The sequence below is a fragment of the Mesorhizobium sp. M0207 genome (assembly GCF_040321995.1).
In the GTDB taxonomy this organism is placed as follows: domain Bacteria; phylum Pseudomonadota; class Alphaproteobacteria; order Rhizobiales; family Rhizobiaceae; genus Mesorhizobium.
Genome location: NZ_JAMYSQ010000004.1, coordinates 1 through 17312 on the forward strand (window position 1 = coordinate 1; position 17312 = coordinate 17312).

Here is a 17312-nt window from a genome sequence, read left to right on the forward strand (position 1 = left end):
GCCATCACAGCCATCATGCGAAAGCTCATCATCCTCGCAAACGCACTACTCAGGGACAATCGGACCTGGACACCATCTCTCCCTTGACCAACACGGATACTCTGGCGCAGCTCGGAACTCTGTAAGCCGTCCGTAAGTCGCGGTCTGGGAATCTCGGCCCGTCGATCAAAACCGATCGCCGGAGGCCTGAAGCCCCCGATACCAACACTCACAGGAAGGAAAAGGTCATGCCGTATACTGCCAGAGCGACTTCGAGAGTGCGTGCCGGCACCATCCGGGCTGGAGCCACAAGACTTTCCGACCAGCTCAGGATCGGGCCTTGGTCGCTCCTCTCGCCCGAAGCTGTCATACAGCAAAAGTACAACTCCCTTGGAGGCGCCGGCTTCGCCGAGATCGACAGGAAGGACACTGGAAACGCCTGGTATCTCAAGAACGGCTCATGCATTTGTTACAACGATGCCATGCACGACGCCTTTGAGATCCATGGCGAAATCTACAGGAAGTGGATTGCGCTTGGCGGTCTCGCGTGGGGCATTCCCTGCACCGACGAAACCGGAACTCCCGACGGCGTCGGCCGATACAATCACTTCAACAACAATACCGCTTCGATCTACTGGACACCGAATACCGGTGCTCAAGCGATTTGGGGGGCAATTCGCGGCAAATGGGCAGCAATGGGCTGGGAGCGCTCGGTTCTCGGCTATCCGGTCACCGACGAAACCGGAACTCCCGACGGCGTCGGGCGCTACAACCATTTTGCCAATGCCGGCTCGATCTACTGGACACCGAACACAGGAGCCAACGTGGTGTACGGTGACATCCGCAAGAAGTGGGAGAGCCTGGGCTGGGAACAGTCATATCTGGGATATCCCACGACCGACGAGACCGAATTTGCCGATGGTGGCCGTGCCAATCTGTTTGAAAACGGCGGCATATACTGGTGGCCCGACACCGGCGCGATCGACCTTCGAGATGTCGTCGTCCACTATACCGGCCTCCATTGCTTCGGCGAGACCGACTGGGATCAGGGATCGAGTGCGGACGAACCCTATGTCATCGTCAGCGTGACAACGCCGCAGATCGCCGACACCAAGCGCAGCCAGGTCTATGGCGACGTCGATGCCGGAGATACAAGACCCGACCTTATGGAAATCTATCGAGGCAAGCCTTACGGCATCAATATCGGCACGGTGCTGATGGAAAACGATTTTGGCGACCCCAACAAATACAAGGACGAGGTGCAGAAGATCGTCATGGGCGTCCATACGGCGGGCACGCTCGCTTTGGGCCTCATTCCGGTGGCAGGACCTATCATTGCCGCGATAGCCGGCCCGGCCCTGGGATCCTTGATGCCATCGATCGGCGGCGCCATCAGCGATCTCTTCGATTGGGGCGATGACAGGATCGGGAGCGCGACAGTAACCATCTCCGCAAAGCAGATGGTGTTGCTCGCTGCACGCACGAACAATACTACCTTCAGCGGGATTGGATTCAAGGTGGAAACGCCCCTGATTTCCGGCGATGGGGCTTCCTACAAAGCCTATTTTGGCTTTGTGCCTGCCTAGGCCAATCGCCCTGGCAAAAAAGCTTGCCGGGACAATCAACTTACCAGCCCCGCCTTCCGTTGGCGGGGCTGCCAGTTCGCGACAGAGAGTTTTATTGCCCTGGTACCTCTGCACAGAGGATTTGATGGGTTAGCTGGGCTCTGGGTAGGCTTTCGGGTTCGACGAGCAGTTCGATATTGCGCGCGAGGCCGGATTGCCTGCGGATCAATCCGCTGAGCGCCGCCTCCAGGCCTATCTCCACGAAGCGCTTGGTGCGGTAGACCGTGGAGCCGCCGACCACCACCGTGGCGGCGATGGCCTCGTCGCCCAGGCCGGCATTGGCAGCGAGCAGGATCTGGGCCCGCTTGGAGCTGACCGAGCACGAACAGCTGTCGCGCGAGACTCGCGGTTGCCAAATGGCGGAAGCAATCTCCACGAGGCGCTGGCCACGAAGCGGAATCATGGAACTGTTTGCCCGTGCCGTCATGGCGAGAGTGTTAGCGCAATCGCTGTCACCGGAAGCGCGCGCTTATGTGCCGTGCTGGAATGTACATGAAGAATCCGCGTTCGCGCGGCCTCGTCGATTTCCTTGCCTTCGAGGAAATCGTCGATTTGTTCATACGTGACGCCATATGCATCCTCGTCAGGACGAAGCGGGACAAGGTTCTCCAGGTCGGCGGTCGGGGTCTTGTCGACGAGTTCGGGCGGAGCGCCCAGATGCGCGGCCAAGGCTCGCACCCTGCGTTTGTTTAGCCCCGAAAGAGGAAGGATATCGGCGGCGCCGTCGCCGAACTTGGTGAAGAAGCCCATCAGTGCCTCGGCCGCATGATCGGTGCCGATGACCAGTCCTCGGCTGGCACCGGCGAGCGCGAACTGGGCAATCATGCGCTGACGCGCCTTGATGTTGCCAAGCAAGAAATCCTCGCGGCCGGCGTCGCCGAACTCGACACCAGCCCGCTTGATCGAATCCAGCATTGCGTCGGCAGCCGGCTTGATGTCGACCCGGCACACTTCGTCCGCCCCTATGGTGTCCAAAGCCCGCTGGGCGTCGCTCTCGTCGGCCTGGTTGCCATACGGGAGCCGAACGGCCAGGAATTTGGCGTCGTATCCAGCCGTTCGCAGTTCTTCGACGGCTCGTTGAGCCAGAAGGGCCGCGACGAGTGAATCCACCCCGCCGCTGATCCCCAGCACATAGGTGCTGAGGCCCGATGCACGCAGATACGTGCCGAGAAAGTCGATACGCCGGCGTGCTTCCAGCGCGACGTCAACACTGGGAGCGACGCCCAACGCGTTGATAATCATTTCCTGTTCGGTCATTGGCAGTGGGTGCTCCTGATATCACAGCATTCCGTCTAGTAGCTCTGCACAGAGGATTCGGCGGGTTCGATGGGTTGTAGCGTGGGTAGGATATTGGGTTCGACGAGCAGTTCAATGCTGCGCGCGAGGCCGGGTCGCCTGCGGATCAATCCGGCCCGCTCGAGGATGAGCACCATCTTATGGACAGAAGGCGCGGTGACACCCACCTTGCATAAGGTCAAGGTCACCGAGCGCGCAGCACAAGACTTTGCCACTGCATGCGCGACCTCCTCGATATTCATTTCCCCCAGGCCGACCGCGTCAGGGTGGTGCTCGTTAGTCTGCCGACCCACACGCCGCGCTCTATCAGGCCCTGCCGGCGTCAGAGGCGCGACGCATCCTGCGACGGCTGGAGTTCCATGACACGTCCAAACACGTGAGCCGGCTCAACATGGTCGAGATCGAGATCGGCATCCTGCGTAGCCGGTGCCTCGACCGCCGCATCGAAAGTCGCGACAGCCTGTTTGCCGAGATCGCCGCTTGGGAAAACCAGCGAGGCGCCAGCGGCGCCCGCATCAACGGGATGTTCTCGACCGAACAGGCCCGCCTCAAATTGGCCAAAGCCTATCCTATCCAAAGCCCACCGCCAACGAGTCATAATCCCTGTGCAGAGCCACTAGTAGTCGTCGCAAGGCGCGGTCCGGATGCGGCAGCGGCCGATCAGCATAGCGGGCAAGCTGTCGTTGCCTACCCCCGCACAGCCCGTAGCGCCGCCATGAACGCGGCTCCTTCGGCCGGAACGATGGAGACCGCATTAAGTGCAGTCACCTCAACGACGCGAACGGCCAACGGGGCCGAGCGGGACCGGCGGAAACCGGATCAGGCGGTGCGCAACCCGACGCCATGACAGCCGACATCAATCAGGATGGAAAGGAACGGTGACAAGAGCGGGCATGCATCACACCAGCCCGCGCTTGGCCATCATCGCTTCCGGGGAAGGCATCTTGCCGCGGAAGGCGGTGTAGAGTTCTTCCGGGTCCTTTGAACCGCCGGCGGCGTAGATGTTCTTGCGCAGCCGCTCGGCCAGCGCCGGATTGAAGGGATCGCCTGTTTCCTCGAAGGCGGCGAACGCGTCGGCGTCAAGCACTTCCGACCACATGTAGGAGTAATAGCCGGCAGAATAGCCATCGCCGGCGAAGATATGGCCGAAATGCGGGGTGCGGTGACGCATGGCGATGGTGTCAGGCATGTTGAGTTTTTCGAGTGTTTCGGCTTCGAAACGAAGCGGCTCCTGCGGCGCATCCGGCCGCGCATGGTAGGCCATGTCGACCAAAGCCGAGGCGGTGAACTCGACCGTGGCGAAGCCGGCGCCGAAGGTGCGCGCCGCCAGCATCTTGTCGACCAGCGCCTTTGGCATCGGCTTGCCGGTCTTGACATGCAGCGCATGCTTTTCCAGCACCGCCGGCACCGTCAGCCAATGTTCGTAGAGCTGCGACGGCAGCTCGACGAAATCGCGGCTGACCGAGGTGCCCGCGACCGACGGCCAGGTGACGTCGGTCAGCATGCCGTGCAGCGCGTGACCGAATTCGTGGAACAGGGTCTTGGCCTCGTCGACCGACAGCAAGGCTGCCTCGCCGGCCGGCGGCTTGGCGAAATTCATGATGTTGTAGATGACCGGCTTGGAGCCAGGACCAAGCTTGTAGCCGGATTTCAGCGCGCTCATCCATGCGCCGGAGCGCTTCGAGGGTCGCGCGAAATAATCGGCGAGGAACAGGCCGCGCTCGCTGCCGTCGGCATTCTTCACCACGAAAACCCGAGCGTCCGGGTGCCAGGTGGCAATGCCCTTCTTTTCTTCGAAAGAAATGCCGAACAATCGTGTTGCCACGTCGAAACAGGCGTCGATGATGCGGTCTAGCTGCAGGTACGGCTTCAGCTCGGCCTCGTCGAAGGCGAATTTCTCTGCGCGCAGCTTCTCCTGATAGAAGCGCCAGTCCCAGGCAGCGAATTTCTCGTTGCTGCCGGCCTCGGCCGCCAGCCGCTGCAATTCGGCCTGGTCGCTCGCGGCCTTTTCAACCGCCTTTTCCCAGACCGGATCGAGTAGCGCGTGCACCGCCTCCGGCGCCTTGGCCATGGTGTCGTCGAGCTTCAACGCGGCGTAGGAAGCGTAGCCGAGCAGCTTCGCCTTCTCGGCGCGCAGGCGCAGCATGTCGCGCACCACTTCCGTGTTGTCGGTAGCGCCGCCATTCTGACCACGCGTGATGAAGGCGCGGAACGCCGTCTCGCGCAGGTCGCGGCGTTCTGAGAAGGTCGAGAACGGCTCGTAGATCGAACGCGACAAAGTGACGGCGTAGCGGCCCTTCTGGCCGCGCATCTCGGCGGCTTCCGCCATCGAGCTTTTCAGGAATTCCGGCAGGCCGGCAAGGTCGGCCTCGTCGAGGAACAACGCCCAGTCGCGCTCGTCGGCAAGCACGTTCTGGCCGAAATTGGTGCCGAGCGACGACAACTCCTCGTTGATCGATGCAAGCCGCTTCTTGCCTTCGGCGTCGAGCCTGGCGCCGGAGCGGACGAAGTTTTTCCAGGTCTTTTCCAAAACCCGCAGCGTTTCGGCATCGAGCTTCAAAGCCTCGCGGCGCTGATAGAGATCGTCGATGCGGGCAAACAGGCGTTCGTTCATCGAGATCGCCGAGTAATGCCGCGACATTTTTGGCGAGATGTCGCGCTCCAGCGCCTGGATCGCCTCATTGGTGTGGGCGCCGGCGCGGCACCAGAAGATCGAGGAGACATGGTCGACCGCCTTGCCGGCAAGCTCAAGCGAGGCAAGCGTGTTTTCGATCGTCGGTGTCCCGGTGTTGCCGGCAATCGCCTCGATCTCGGCCTCATGCGCCTTCAGGGCCGCGTCGAAGACCGGAGAAAAATCGCCGTCGCCGATGCGCGTGAAATCGGGCAGGCCGAGCGGCCCTTGCCATGCGGTCAGCGGATGGGCGGCGAGGTCGACGGTGGACGGCATGGGCAAACTTTCGCTGAGTGGCGGGAGGAGGCGGATCGTCACCGATGTAGGACGCCGGCCGGTCGCGCGCAACAGCGGGTCCCGTTCATGGTTCCGTCAGTAGCCGTCGCAATTTTCGGCGATCGCGGCTTGCGAACTGGCGGTGATCTGGTCGTTGGCGACCGCAAAGGTCTCCTGCATCAGCATGTCGTTGCTGGGAAAATCATAGCAGGCGATGACAGTGGTGACGCCGCCCTCCGATTTCTTGATCCGATGGCGGATTTCGGCCCCGGCGACGGCGCCTTGCCACTCGGCGATCGAGGCGATGAATTCCTGCCTGCTTTGCACGACGCCGAGGTCGTCGAGCTTGATGCGGACGTTGTCGGCGAGCAGATCCGACAATTCGGTGCGGTCGGCGACGAGCAGTGCCGAATACCAGCGATCGATGATCGCGCTATCGTCGGCACGGGCGACATTTGCCGAGCACAGCAGTGCCGCCGCCGCGAACGCGAACCGAGCTCGCATCATGCCTCACCTCCTACTCCGTCTCCGGTCGCTCGAAATCGCCTGTGTCCTTGTTCATCACCCAAAGCTCGCCGGTCGAGATGTCGAACCAGGCGCCGTGCAGCGATAGCCGCCCCTTGCCTTCGAGGATCGAGACGCAAGGGAAGGTACGCAGATTGGCGATGGAATAGCGGATCGAGATGCGCTCCAACGCCGTCTGGCGCTCGGTCGCGGTCATGAAGGTGCTCGACGATACGGTCTCGGCCGCGGGCGCGATCAGGCTCATCCACTTGCCGATGAAATCGCCCGGCGACAAGGGTGCGGCCGTGGTGTCAAGTGCCGCGCGGATGCCGCCGCAGCGGCCGTGGCCCATCACTACGATGTTCTTGACCTTGAGGCTCTGCACGGCAAATTCGAGCGCCGCCGATGTCGAGTGGAACTGATCGTCGGGCGCATAGGGCGGCACCAGATTGCCGACATTGCGCAGCACGAACAGCTCGCCGGGCCCGGCATCGAAGACCGCTTCGGGCGCGGCCCGCGAATCGCAGCAAGCGACGATCATCGTTTCCGGTGCCTGGCCCTCCCGCGCCAGCGAGCGATAACGGCCGCTTTCGGTGAGATAGCGGCCGCTCATGAAACTGCGGTAGCCGGTGAGAAGATGCTCGGGAAGATGGGGCATGGGCAGCGGTGGGAGCCTTTCCGGGTTGAAGGCAGCTCGGTTCAATCCCGAAAGGCTCTAGCGCATCGGCCCGAAAATCGGAACCGATTTTCGGAAAGCGGGATGGCGTGGTTTCGACGTGCTAGCCCGTATTTTGACACAGGTGAACGAACGCCGCCATTAATCGGGTTCAGAACCGCAGATTGGCGGTTCGACTATTCCGCGATGTCCAGCAGGGTCGATATCAGCAGCCGGCGCTCTTCGGCGGAGAGAATGTCCGAATCGAACAGGTTCATGCTGCGAAGCCCTTCGATGGCGAGATAGCAGACCAGCAGCGCCTTGAGGTTCGGCGTCTCCTGCTTCAGCCGCTCGAATAGCTGCCGCCTGAACGATTTTATCGGCGTCAGGAAATCGGGATCCTCGGCAATCGCCGAAAATATCCAGGATGCCGACGGTTTCGATTCCTCGGCATGCTCGGCCGACAGCTTGATGTAAGTTGCAAGCGGGCTTTCGCCGTTGACGCCGGCCGTGCGGGCGGACTCCAGGGCCTGCTCGAAGGCGCGCAGGTAATCCTCCACCAGCGCCTGCATCAATTTCGCCTTGGTCGGGAAATTGTAGAGAAGACCGCCCTTCGACACGCCGGCACGGCTGGCGACCGCATCCAGCGACAGGCTGCCAGGACCCGTCTCGCGCGCCACGGCGGCGGCGGCGGCGAGGATCTTCTCGCGCGAATTTGCTCTGCGGGCCTTCATCAAGCGTTCCCCATTCATTAGCTTAGGCGGAATTGACAAGACCGTCCAGACGGTACAGTAAGATCGCCGTCATTTGAAATTGGGACCAGGCACAGGTATGTGTTCCGGTCATCCGACCGTTATGCTGGGCCGTGGCCGAGGGACTGTTCGTGATCAAGCGCTTCATCATCGCCTTCATTCTGCTCGTGCTGGTGTGCGGCGGCATCGTCGGCTTCAACCTGTTTCGCGACAATGCGATCAAACAGTTCTTCGCCAGCATGAAGCCGCCGGCCGCGACGGTGTCGACGGTCATCGTCAAACCGATGTCCTGGACGCCCGGCATCGAGGCGATCGGCACTGTCAGTGCCGTACGCGGTGTCGACCTCACGGTCGAAACCGCGGGCATCGTCAAGGACATCCTGTTCCATGCCAATCAAAAGGTCGCCGCCAACGCCGTGCTGCTGCAGCTCGACGATGAAGTCGAGCGAGCCGACCTCGTGGCGTCGAAGGCGCAAGCCACATCCGACCAGACCACGCTGATGCGCGCTCTTGAGCTGCAGAAGCGCGGGGTCGGCACCGACGCTACGCTCGACACGGCGCAGGCAGCAGCATCGGTCTCCGCCGCGCAGGTAAACAAGCTACAAGCGGTGCTCGACCAAAAGCAGTTGACGGCCCCTTTCAAGGGTACCGTCGGCATTCCGAAAATCGACCTTGGCCAGTATCTCACACCCGGCACCGCCGTGGTGACCTTGCAGGACATGGACACGATGCGTGTCGATTTCACCGTGCCGGAGCAGCAGCTTCCGCAGCTGAAGATCGGACAGACGGTGCGGTTGGGCGTCGGCGGCGGCGACATGCCGTTCACCGGCAGCATCCGCGGCATCGATCCGAAGATCGACCCGACCAGCCGGCTGGTGACCGTGAGGGCGGAGGTCGGCAATCCCGAAGGCAAGCTGACGCCCGGCCAGTTCGTCCAGGTGCGCGTCGAACTGCCCGAGGAGAACGACGTGCTGGCGCTGCCGCAGACAGCGCTGACTTCCAGCCTGTACGGCGACTTCGTCTTCGTGGTGCGGCCGGCCAAATCCGCCGAAGCCAACGGCGCGGCGCCCGAGGCAAAGCCGGAAGAAAAGCCGGCTGCAGATGCTGCCAAGCCCGCAGCCGAAGCACCCGCGGCAAAACCCGACGAAAAGCCGGCTGCTACCCCAGCCAAACCGGCAGAGGAAGCCAAGCCGGCAGCGGAAAAACAGAAGCCGCAGCTCGTGCTAGCCCAGGTGTTCGTCAAGCCAGGCCGCCGCAACGCCGGCCTGGTCGAGATCCTGGAGGGCATCGCGCCCGGCGACGAAGTCGTTACCGCCGGCCAGAACCGGCTCTCCAACGGAATGTCCGTTGCCGTCGACAACACGATCGATCCGAGCAAGCCAGGGAACCAGCAGGCAGCCCAGCAATGAGCTTTTCCGACCTCTTCATCCGCCGCCCGGTCCTTTCGACCGTGCTTGCCTGCATGATCCTGCTTCTGGGTTTTCAGGGAATCTTCAACCTTTCGATCCGGCAGTATCCAGAGGTTGAAGAAACGGCCATCACCATCACCACGGCCTATCCCGGCGCCAGTGCCGACCTGATCCAGGGGTTCATTTCCGCGCCGATCGCGCGTGCCGTCGCTTCGACCGAAAACATCGATTATGTCACGTCGTCGAGCCGGCCGTCCTCCAGCACCGTGACAGTGCAGATGAAGCTCGGCTCCGACCCCGACGTCGCGCTGAACGAAGTCTTGTCGAAGGTTCAGAGCGTTCGCGGCGATCTACCGGACGAAACCAAAGACCCGGTGATCGTCAAGGGCACCGGCCAGCAGTTCGCGATGATGTACATCTCGATGCAGAACCCGAACATGACGCCGGAACAGCTCACCGAATATATCGAGCGCGTCGTGCGGCCGCGTATCTCGACGGTCGAAGGCGTCGCCGACGTGCAGATCTTCGGCGCAGCCGAATATTCGATGCGGGTCTGGATCGACCCGATCAAACTGGCGGCGCGCGGCGTGACCGCGGCGGAAGTGCTGGCCGCCATCAACGAATCGAATTTCCTTTCCGCGCCCGGCGACACCGAAAACGAATATGTGGTTTCTTCGATCACCGTTCGCTCTACGCTGCAGACCCCGGAGGCTTTCGCCGCCCTTCCACTCCGGTCGAAGGACGGCAATGTGGTGAGATTGCGCGACGTGGCCCGCGTCGAACTCGCCGCGGCGAACACCGACACCAGGGTCAGCTTCAACGGCAAGCCCGGCATCTTTCTCGCTATCTTTCCGACGCCGGCCGCCAATCCGCTGACCACCGCGGCGGCAATCCACAAGATTGTGCCGACCATCCAGGAGACGCTGCCGCTCGGCATGACGATGGAGATCGTCTACGATTCCACCGAGCAGATCAGTGCGTCGATCGAGGAGGTGTTCAAGACCATCGGCGAGGCGGTCGCCATCGTCATCGTTGTTATCCTGCTCTTCCTCGGCTCGTTCCGCTCGGTGCTGATGCCGATCGTGACCATTCCGCTGTCGCTGATCGGTGTCTGTTTCCTGCTGTTTTCGGTGGGCTATTCGATCAATCTTTTGTCGCTGCTGGCCATGGTGCTGGCGATCGGACTTGTCGTCGACGATGCCATCGTGGTGGTGGAAAACATCCACCGCCACATGGAGGAAGACGGCTTGTCGCCGATGCAGGCGGCGTTCAACGGCATGCGCGAGATCTCGTCCGCCGTCGTCGCCATGACGATAACATTGGCCGCCGTGTTCGCGCCGCTGGCCTTCACCGGCGGCCTGACAGGCGCACTATTTCGCGAATTCGCGGTGACGCTTGCCGGCTCGGTGGTGCTTTCGGGTGTCGTCGCCCTCACCATCACACCGATGATGTCGGCACGTATCCTGAGGTCCGGCTCGCACAGCCGCTTCCAGCGCATTGTCGACAATACGTTCGGGCGCGTCGAACACATCTATGAGCGGCTCGTCACCGGTTCGTTGAACTATCGCCCGGTGACGCTGATGATCGTCCTCGCGCTGGTCGCCACGACCGGTTTCATGTTCACCAAGACCGCGAGCGAACTGGCGCCGGAAGAGGACCAGGGTTTCCTGCTTTCGCTGGTGACCGCGCCGCGGTACGCGACGTCGGACTATACCGAAACCTACGTCAATCAGATACTCGGCCTGGTCAAGGATCTGCCTGAGACGCGGGCACAGTTCTCGGCGGTCGCCTTCGGTGGTGGCCAGACGAACAGCGCTTTCGTCGGCTTTGCGTTCAAGGACTGGGCTGACCGCACGCGCAACTCGAAGGAAATCCAGCAAGACATTACGGGCCGCCTGAGCAAGGTGGCGGGCGTCGAAGCTTTCGTCTTCGCGCCGCCGACGCTGCCCGGCTCCGGCGGCGGCCTGCCGATAACGATGGTCGTGCGCTCGACCGGCGACGCCTCGCAGGTGTACGAGGCGGCCGAAGACATCAAGAACAAGGCGCAGGCCTCCGGCCGCTTCATCGTCGTGCAGAATTCGATGACCTTCGACGCGCCGCAAGTGACGGTGACGATCGACCGCGACCGCGCCGCCGCGCTCAACCTGCCGATAGCCGACATCGGCCGGACGCTGACGCTCCTGGTCGGTGGCGCCGAAGTGGCGCAATTCGACCGCGAATCCAACAGCTACGACATCATCCCGCAGGTGCCGCAGAGCTTTCGCGACAACCCTGAAAAACTGGGCGAGTATTTCGTGCGCAGCGTATCGGGCGAGATGGTGCCGCTCTCGGCGGTGGTGAAGATCTCGACCAACGCGTCGCCGGCCGCCATCGAGCAGTTCAACCAGCTCAACTCGGCGACGATCTCTGCCTTGCCGCGGCCCGGCATCACCACCGGGGATGGGCTACAGGCGATCGAGGACATTGCCAAGCAAAGCCTGCCCGACACCTTCTTCATCGACTATACCGGTCAATCGCGGCAGGAGAAGGAACAGGGCTACACGATCATCATCGCCTTCGCGGCGGCGGTGCTCGTCATCTATCTGGTGCTGGCGGCGCAATTCGAAAGTTTCCGCGATCCGCTGATCATCATGATGGCGGTGCCGCTGTCGATCTTCGGCGCGATCGTGCCGCTTAATGTCGGGCTCGGCACGCTCAACATCTACACCCAGGTCGGCTTGATCACGCTGATCGGCCTGATCACCAAGCACGGCATCCTTCTGGTCGAGTTCGCCAACCAGCAGCGTGAAATGCACGGCATGCGGCGGCGCGATGCGATCATCGCGTCGGCCAGGGTGCGGCTGCGGCCGATCCTGATGACGACGGCGGCGATGGCGCTCGGCGTGGTGCCGCTGATCATCTCCAGCGGCGCGGGTGCCGCGGCACGCTATTCGATGGGCCTGGTGATCTTCACCGGCATCCTGGTCGGAACCATGTTCACGCTGTTCGTGGTGCCGATGTTCTACACCTTCATCGCCAGCAAGGACCTGCCGCATCACGCCGAAAAGCCGGATCCGAAGCTGATGCCGGTAATGCCGGATTAGGCTGCGCTAATTTCCGGCCTTTTTTGAGAGCGACGAGAGCAGCATCGCTCATTTAACGATGACGATGCTGGTGTTGGCTGGGCCGAAGACCTCGACGAGCTGGTAGAAATCGGCGGCGTTGTCCGGATGCAGACGCACGCAGCCATGCGAGGCTGGCTGGCCGAGGCGCTTGATGGCGCTTGTCGCATGTACGGCGTAGCCGCCGCTGAAGAACACCGAATGCGGCATCGGGGCGTTGTCGTATTTCTTCGAATACCAAATTTCATGCATGCGGGTCGGCTTGAACGAACCGGTCGGCGTGACGTGCGTCCTGTCGCCGGTCGAGACCTTCCAGGCGAATGTCGGCCGGCCGTCGACCAGGATTTCCATGGTCTGCTGTGACAGTGATACCCGCGCGACGATCTTGTTGGCGGCGGCGTGGGCTGCGCCGTTGCCGGCACTGACAAGCAAGGCAGTACCGGTGATGACGGCGGCGGCGATGTTGATGAGCTTGGCGGAAATGGCAGTGTACATGATGTCTCCCTATTCTGCCGGTCGGGGCCGGCTCAATTCGATGACCGGCTTATCGGGGCGTCATGTTTCAAGCCGATTTCGCTAGATGCTCGTTTGTGTTTCGATTCTGTTTCCCCTGGTTAACAGAAAAGGTCCGTGCAAAGCAGCCTGCAGTTGCACGACGTTGTCATGACAGTGGCGTGTTTGCCTAGGCGGATCGGCCAAACCGCGGCGCGAATACGCGATTGCCTTTCGTTTGATAAGAATTCACCTGACTCCGAAACCGAGCTGCAACAAAGCGCAGCCTCGGCGGCATGATCCGGATACAGCGAACAGGCAAAGTTGACCTAGCGAAAACAGCGGTCAACGAACGATCGGAAGACAACACTGTTTTCGCTACGGTCTGGATTGGTCTGGACAGTTTCCAGCCTGCGCGTCGACCGGCTCAAGCCCCTCTGGCGGGGGCGGCTTAGGGCCGTTGAGGATGCGCGGCGCCTCCGGCAACTTGCAGCCGAGAGGACCGAAGGCCCGCGCCGCAACGGGGGGCTCCGCTGGCGGCGCGGGCGCTTCGGGGGTTCCTCTGAAGTGCCCGCAAATTCCAATTTTGAGGAACGAACAGGATGAAAACGAAATTCGCCGCTTCCGTGCTTTCCGCCCTGCTTTACGTCCAGGGCCTGCTCGGCATTGCCGGCCTCGCCACCGTGCTGCTGAAGGAACGTGCCCATGCCGGCGAGGTCAGTACGAACAGTGACATGCTGTCCGGCCCGTCGCTTCTCGTGGTGCGCTGAAGAGCATCGGACCCCAAAGTGGAAACCGGTTTTGGGAAAACCCGATGCTCAAGACAAGAGGGTGGCCGTCCTGCCTTCAATCGGCGAATTGCGTCGGCGGATCGAACCGGTAACCCGCACCCCGTATGGTAGTGATGGTTTCGGTATCGAGCTTGCGGCGCAGCCGCACGATGCGCGAATCGATCGACCGATCGAAGGCTTCGGCATTTTCGGCGGGCGCGGCGGCGATGATGTCGTCCCGCGTCAGTACCTTGCGCGGGCTGGCCAGGAACAGCCTGAGCAGCGCCACCTGCCCGGGGGACAGCTGTTCTTCCGTGCCCGAGCGGTGCATGACGATGGCCGATCGGAGATCGACGGTCGCGTTCTCCAGCACGATCAGTTCCCCGGCGCTCCTGCCGCGCCGAGCCAGAAGGCCGCCGACGCGAGCGGCAAGCTCCCTGACATTGAGCGGGCTTTCGACGACGTCGGCGGCGCCGAGTTCGAGCGCCAGAACCTTGTCGACCAGATCGGCCGGGCGGCAGATCAGGATGAAATCCGGTCCACCTTCGCCGCCATGTCGCCTGAGCAGGTCGCGCCCCTCTGCCTGGCTGACGCTGTCGCCGACAACCACGACATCGATACCCTTTTCCGAAAGCAGCGATTCGGCCTCCCACGGCTGTCGCGCCGCGCGGACGTCATGACCGCGCCGCTCGAGATGATCGGCAAGATCGGTCGCAATTACTTCAGCGACGGAAACAAGCGCGATAACGGATCGTGCAGCCATGTTTTTCTACCCCGCATACGGCAACCCAAGAAGAGTGCTGGACATCATGTTTATACCCAATCTACTTTCCGCTGAAAGCGGGAGCGAAAGCATCGTGCGGGCACGAATTGTCATTGTCGAGGACGAGCCCGACCTGAGGGATGCGGTCGCCGAGTATCTCGGCGCCAGCGGCTATGATGTGGCCACGGCCGAAAGTGCGGCGGCGGCGCGCGACCTTTTGGGAACCCAGTCCTTCCATCTGGCCATCCTCGACATCGCCATGCCGGGCGAGGACGGCCTGTCGCTCGGCCGCTGGATGCGGTCGAAAATGCCGATCGGCATCATCTATGCGACGGCCGCCGGTACCGCGCTCGACCGCATCGTCGGACTGGAGCTCGGCGCTGACGACTATATCGTCAAGCCTTACGAATTGCGCGAAGTGCTGGCCAGGGTGCGCAGCGTGCTGCGCCGCGTTCCGGAGCCGACCGAGCCACAAAAGGCCAAGGCTGAAACATCCGGCGGCCGCCGGTCCGTGAGCTTCGGACCTTTTCACGCCGATCTCGACGGCAGGCTCGTCACCGGCGCCAACGGCGCGGTCATCGACATGGCCAAGAGCGAGTTCGACGTGCTGGAGGTGTTCCTGACGCGCGCCAACCGGCTGTTGACGCGGGCGGCGATCTCCGAGGCGATCGGTTTCGTCGAGGACCCGGAATCGTCCCGCGCCGTCGACATCCGCATCATGCGGCTGAGAAAGAAGATCGAAGCGGACCCGGCCAACCCGAAATTCCTGCGCACGGTGCGCGGCGAAGGCTATATCTTCTCGCTGCCGGTCGGTGAAAATAACTGAGGCCTGGCGGCTTGAGCAAGCCAAGGCCAGGAAATGACCATGACGGCTGAAACAGCACGCGCGGACACGCAGGGCGCCAGGCAGGGCGCGGCGATGGTGGCCGTGCATGTGGTTCGCCGGCTGCGCGAAGCCGGCGATTGGCAGCGCGAGATGGAAGGTATTCTCCAAACGCTTTGCGAAGCCATGGATTGTCACCGCGGCATCCTGTTTCGCCTGCGCGAACTGCCCGGCCAGGGTTTCGCCCAGTCGGTCGCCGCTTATTGGATCGCCCCCCGGTTTGGCGGTGAGCTAGCGTCACCTACCGTCATCGTGCAGTCGGTCGTCGATTCGGACCCATTGCTGGAACGGCTGGCGGAGGACGAGCGCCAAGGCAAGATCTTCGCCGGGCACACACGCGATCTCGAAGGCTTTCTGCGGACCGATTTCGAAAAGCAGAACATCAAGTCGTTCCTGTCGGTGTCGGTCTTTTCGCACGGCAATTTGTGGGGCACGCTGGCGGTCAACGACTGCGTCAACGAACGCGAATGGACCGACCAGGAAGAGGCGGCGCTGCACATGGTGGCACTCGCCATCGGCGATGCCATCGAACGATCGCCCTCCGACGCGCATGCCAGCGACGTCATTCGCCGCACCATGCTGCAGGCCTCGCTCGACGCCATCATCGTCATCGACGAGACCGGCTCGATCATCGAATTCAATCCGGCCGCCGAGAAGATGTTCGGCTATCGGCGCAGCGATATCCTCGGCAAGGACCTGCTCGACACGGTCGTGCCGGAATATTACCGCAAGGGCTATGCGTCCGGCGCCGAATATATGTCGGGCCGCGGCGCGCCGATGGTCGGCCAGCGGCTCGAAACGGTCACCCAGAACGCCGCCGGCGAGGTTTTTCCGATCGAGCTGACGGCAACCGAGATGCGGGTCGCCGATCGCCAGCTGATCTTCGGCTCTATCCGCGACCTGCGCGACAGATTGCGCGCCGAGGAGGAAATCAACCGCCAGCGCGAAAAACTGCACCAGAACGAGAAGATGGCGGCGATGGGCTCGCTGCTTGCCGGCGTTTCGCACGAGCTCAACAACCCGCTGGCCGTGGTCGTCGCCCAGTCGACGCTGCTGCATGAATTCGCCGCCGATCCGCAGACAAAGGTGCGCGCCGAAAAGGTGCGTGCCGCTGCCGAGCGCTGCGGCCGTATCGTCAAGAGCTTCCTGTCGATGGTCCGCCTGCACCCGGCCGCACAGGCCGAAACCGACCTCAACCAGGTGATCCGCGCCGCACTCGAAGTGACCGCCTATGGCGCACGGTCGAGCGGCATCATCATCGACACCGATTTCGCCAGCGGCCCGCTGCTGGCCATGGCAGATGCCGACCACGTCACGCAGGTGGCCGCCAACTTCCTCATCAACAGCCAGCACGCCTTGGCCGGCGTTGCCGGCGACCGCCGGATCAAGGTCCGGACGTTTCGCAGCGACCGCGGCAATCCCGGGTTCTCGGTCGAGGACAACGGACCAGGCGTGCCGGAAGCGATACGTTCACGCATATTCGAATCCTATTTCACCACCAAGCCGGTCGGTGTCGGTACCGGCATCGGCCTGTCGATCTCGAAATCGATCATCGAGCGGCACAATGGCAATATCTGGTTCGAGGAGGTTTCGCCGAGAGGTGTGCGTTTTGTCGTGCAGCTGCCGGCGATCGCGGCCGGCGCGGCCGCCGCCGGCGAAGCTCCGTCGCGGTCGAGCGGCTTGCGTCACGCGCTGATCATAGACGATGAGCCGGATGTCGCCGCGTCGCTGTCCGACATTCTGGAGTTGATGGGCATCAAGTCGCGGATCGTGCCGGCCTGGGTCTCGGCCGCCGCGACGCTGAGCGGCCATGTGCCGCCGGACATCGTGTTTTCCGATTTGCGCATGCCCGGCACCAGCGGCATAGCCGCCTATCGCGAGCTACTCGCCGAATTGCCGGGTCTGGCGCAGCGCTTCGTGCTTGTCACCGGCGATCTGATCGGCGCGAAAGGCGAGATCGAGGCGCTGCCGGCGCCGCAGCGGCCGCCAATCCTCGAAAAGCCGTTCAGCACGCTGGATGTGCGCGGCGTGCTCTCGGCCATTGCCGAGCAGGCGGCTCTGGGCGGCTAGACTCCGAGATCTCTCCCGGAAGAAAAAGGCTCCCGGCCGACATTGCGGCGGGAGCCTGACTGGAGT

Annotated in this window: 14 protein-coding genes and 2 pseudogenes; 7 read left to right on the top strand and 9 right to left on the bottom strand. The window is 62.5% G+C overall.

Annotation, left to right across the window (positions count from 1 at the left end):
• Positions 1-227: 227 nt before the first annotated feature.
• Complete coding sequence (locus NKJ15_RS08090; protein WP_352814758.1) at positions 228-1565, top strand: LGFP repeat-containing protein; 1338 nt, start codon at positions 228-230, stop codon at positions 1563-1565.
• A gap of 211 nt (positions 1566-1776) precedes the next feature.
• Here NKJ15_RS08090 and NKJ15_RS08095 read toward each other — a convergent pair.
• The 3 genes and pseudogenes from NKJ15_RS08095 to NKJ15_RS08105 all read right to left on the bottom strand — a co-directional run.
• Positions 1777-1911, bottom strand: a pseudogene (locus tag NKJ15_RS08095) (IS630 family transposase); the annotation flags it as partial.
• Positions 1912-2027: 116 nt separating this feature from the next.
• On the bottom strand, positions 2028-2861 hold the full coding sequence (gene nadE / locus NKJ15_RS08100) for an NAD(+) synthase (protein ID WP_352500802.1): 834 nt from the start codon (positions 2859-2861) through the stop codon (positions 2028-2030).
• 35 nt (positions 2862-2896) lie between these two features.
• Entirely contained in the window at positions 2897-3088 is a 192-nt protein-coding gene (locus NKJ15_RS08105) for a hypothetical protein (RefSeq protein WP_352470727.1), read from the bottom strand.
• Here NKJ15_RS08105 and NKJ15_RS08110 point away from each other — a divergent pair.
• Positions 3075-3471: pseudogene (locus NKJ15_RS08110) on the top strand (transposase); the annotation flags it as partial. The gene NKJ15_RS08105 and the pseudogene NKJ15_RS08110 sit on opposite strands and share 14 nt — an antisense overlap.
• Positions 3472-3798: 327 nt before the next feature.
• On the opposite strand, the gene NKJ15_RS08115 reads toward NKJ15_RS08110, so the two are convergent.
• The 4 genes from NKJ15_RS08115 to NKJ15_RS08130 form a co-directional block, all read right to left on the bottom strand.
• Positions 3799-5853, bottom strand: coding sequence for a M3 family metallopeptidase (locus NKJ15_RS08115; RefSeq protein ID WP_352815002.1), 2055 nt, complete (start codon positions 5851-5853; stop codon positions 3799-3801).
• A 90-nt stretch (positions 5854-5943) separates the two neighbouring features.
• A complete protein-coding gene (locus tag NKJ15_RS08120) occupies positions 5944-6351 on the bottom strand; it encodes a nuclear transport factor 2 family protein (protein ID WP_502906883.1) in 408 nt (135 codons plus the stop codon).
• 13 nt (positions 6352-6364) lie between these two features.
• Entirely contained in the window at positions 6365-7009 is a 645-nt protein-coding gene (locus tag NKJ15_RS08125) for a carbonic anhydrase (RefSeq protein ID WP_352814762.1), read from the bottom strand.
• 194 nt (positions 7010-7203) lie between these two features.
• A complete protein-coding gene (locus NKJ15_RS08130) occupies positions 7204-7740 on the bottom strand; it encodes a TetR/AcrR family transcriptional regulator (RefSeq protein WP_352683701.1) in 537 nt (178 codons plus the stop codon).
• A 149-nt stretch (positions 7741-7889) separates the two neighbouring features.
• Here NKJ15_RS08130 and NKJ15_RS08135 point away from each other — a divergent pair, with 149 nt between their 5' ends.
• Positions 7890-9167 (top strand): efflux RND transporter periplasmic adaptor subunit, encoded by a 1278-nt coding sequence (locus tag NKJ15_RS08135; RefSeq protein WP_502906878.1) that lies wholly within the window; start codon positions 7890-7892, stop codon positions 9165-9167.
• A complete protein-coding gene (locus NKJ15_RS08140) occupies positions 9164-12250 on the top strand; it encodes an efflux RND transporter permease subunit (RefSeq protein WP_352767473.1) in 3087 nt (1028 codons plus the stop codon). Before NKJ15_RS08135 ends, NKJ15_RS08140 begins: the two co-directional genes overlap by 4 nt.
• 48 nt (positions 12251-12298) lie before the next feature.
• Here NKJ15_RS08140 and NKJ15_RS08145 read toward each other — a convergent pair whose 3' ends face one another.
• Positions 12299-12763: a L,D-transpeptidase gene (locus tag NKJ15_RS08145; RefSeq protein ID WP_352470721.1), complete on the bottom strand. Its 465-nt coding sequence runs from the start codon at positions 12761-12763 to the stop codon at positions 12299-12301.
• A 599-nt stretch (positions 12764-13362) separates the two neighbouring features.
• On the opposite strand from NKJ15_RS08145, the gene NKJ15_RS08150 reads away from it, so the two are divergent.
• Entirely contained in the window at positions 13363-13530 is a 168-nt protein-coding gene (locus tag NKJ15_RS08150; protein WP_352451255.1) for a hypothetical protein, read from the top strand.
• Between the two features lie 76 nt (positions 13531-13606).
• On the opposite strand, the gene NKJ15_RS08155 is transcribed toward NKJ15_RS08150, so the two are convergent.
• On the bottom strand, positions 13607-14293 hold the full coding sequence (locus tag NKJ15_RS08155; RefSeq protein ID WP_292663715.1) for a response regulator transcription factor: 687 nt from the start codon (positions 14291-14293) through the stop codon (positions 13607-13609).
• A 46-nt stretch (positions 14294-14339) separates the two neighbouring features.
• Here NKJ15_RS08155 and NKJ15_RS08160 point away from each other — a divergent pair, with 46 nt between their 5' ends.
• Positions 14340-15119 carry a response regulator gene (locus NKJ15_RS08160; RefSeq protein WP_352815005.1) on the top strand — a complete coding sequence of 260 codons (780 nt, stop codon included), beginning with the start codon at positions 14340-14342 and terminating at the stop codon, positions 15117-15119.
• Between the two features lie 39 nt (positions 15120-15158).
• Entirely contained in the window at positions 15159-17246 is a 2088-nt protein-coding gene (locus NKJ15_RS08165; protein WP_352683696.1) for a PAS domain S-box protein, read from the top strand.
• The last annotated feature ends 66 nt before the right edge of the window (positions 17247-17312 follow it).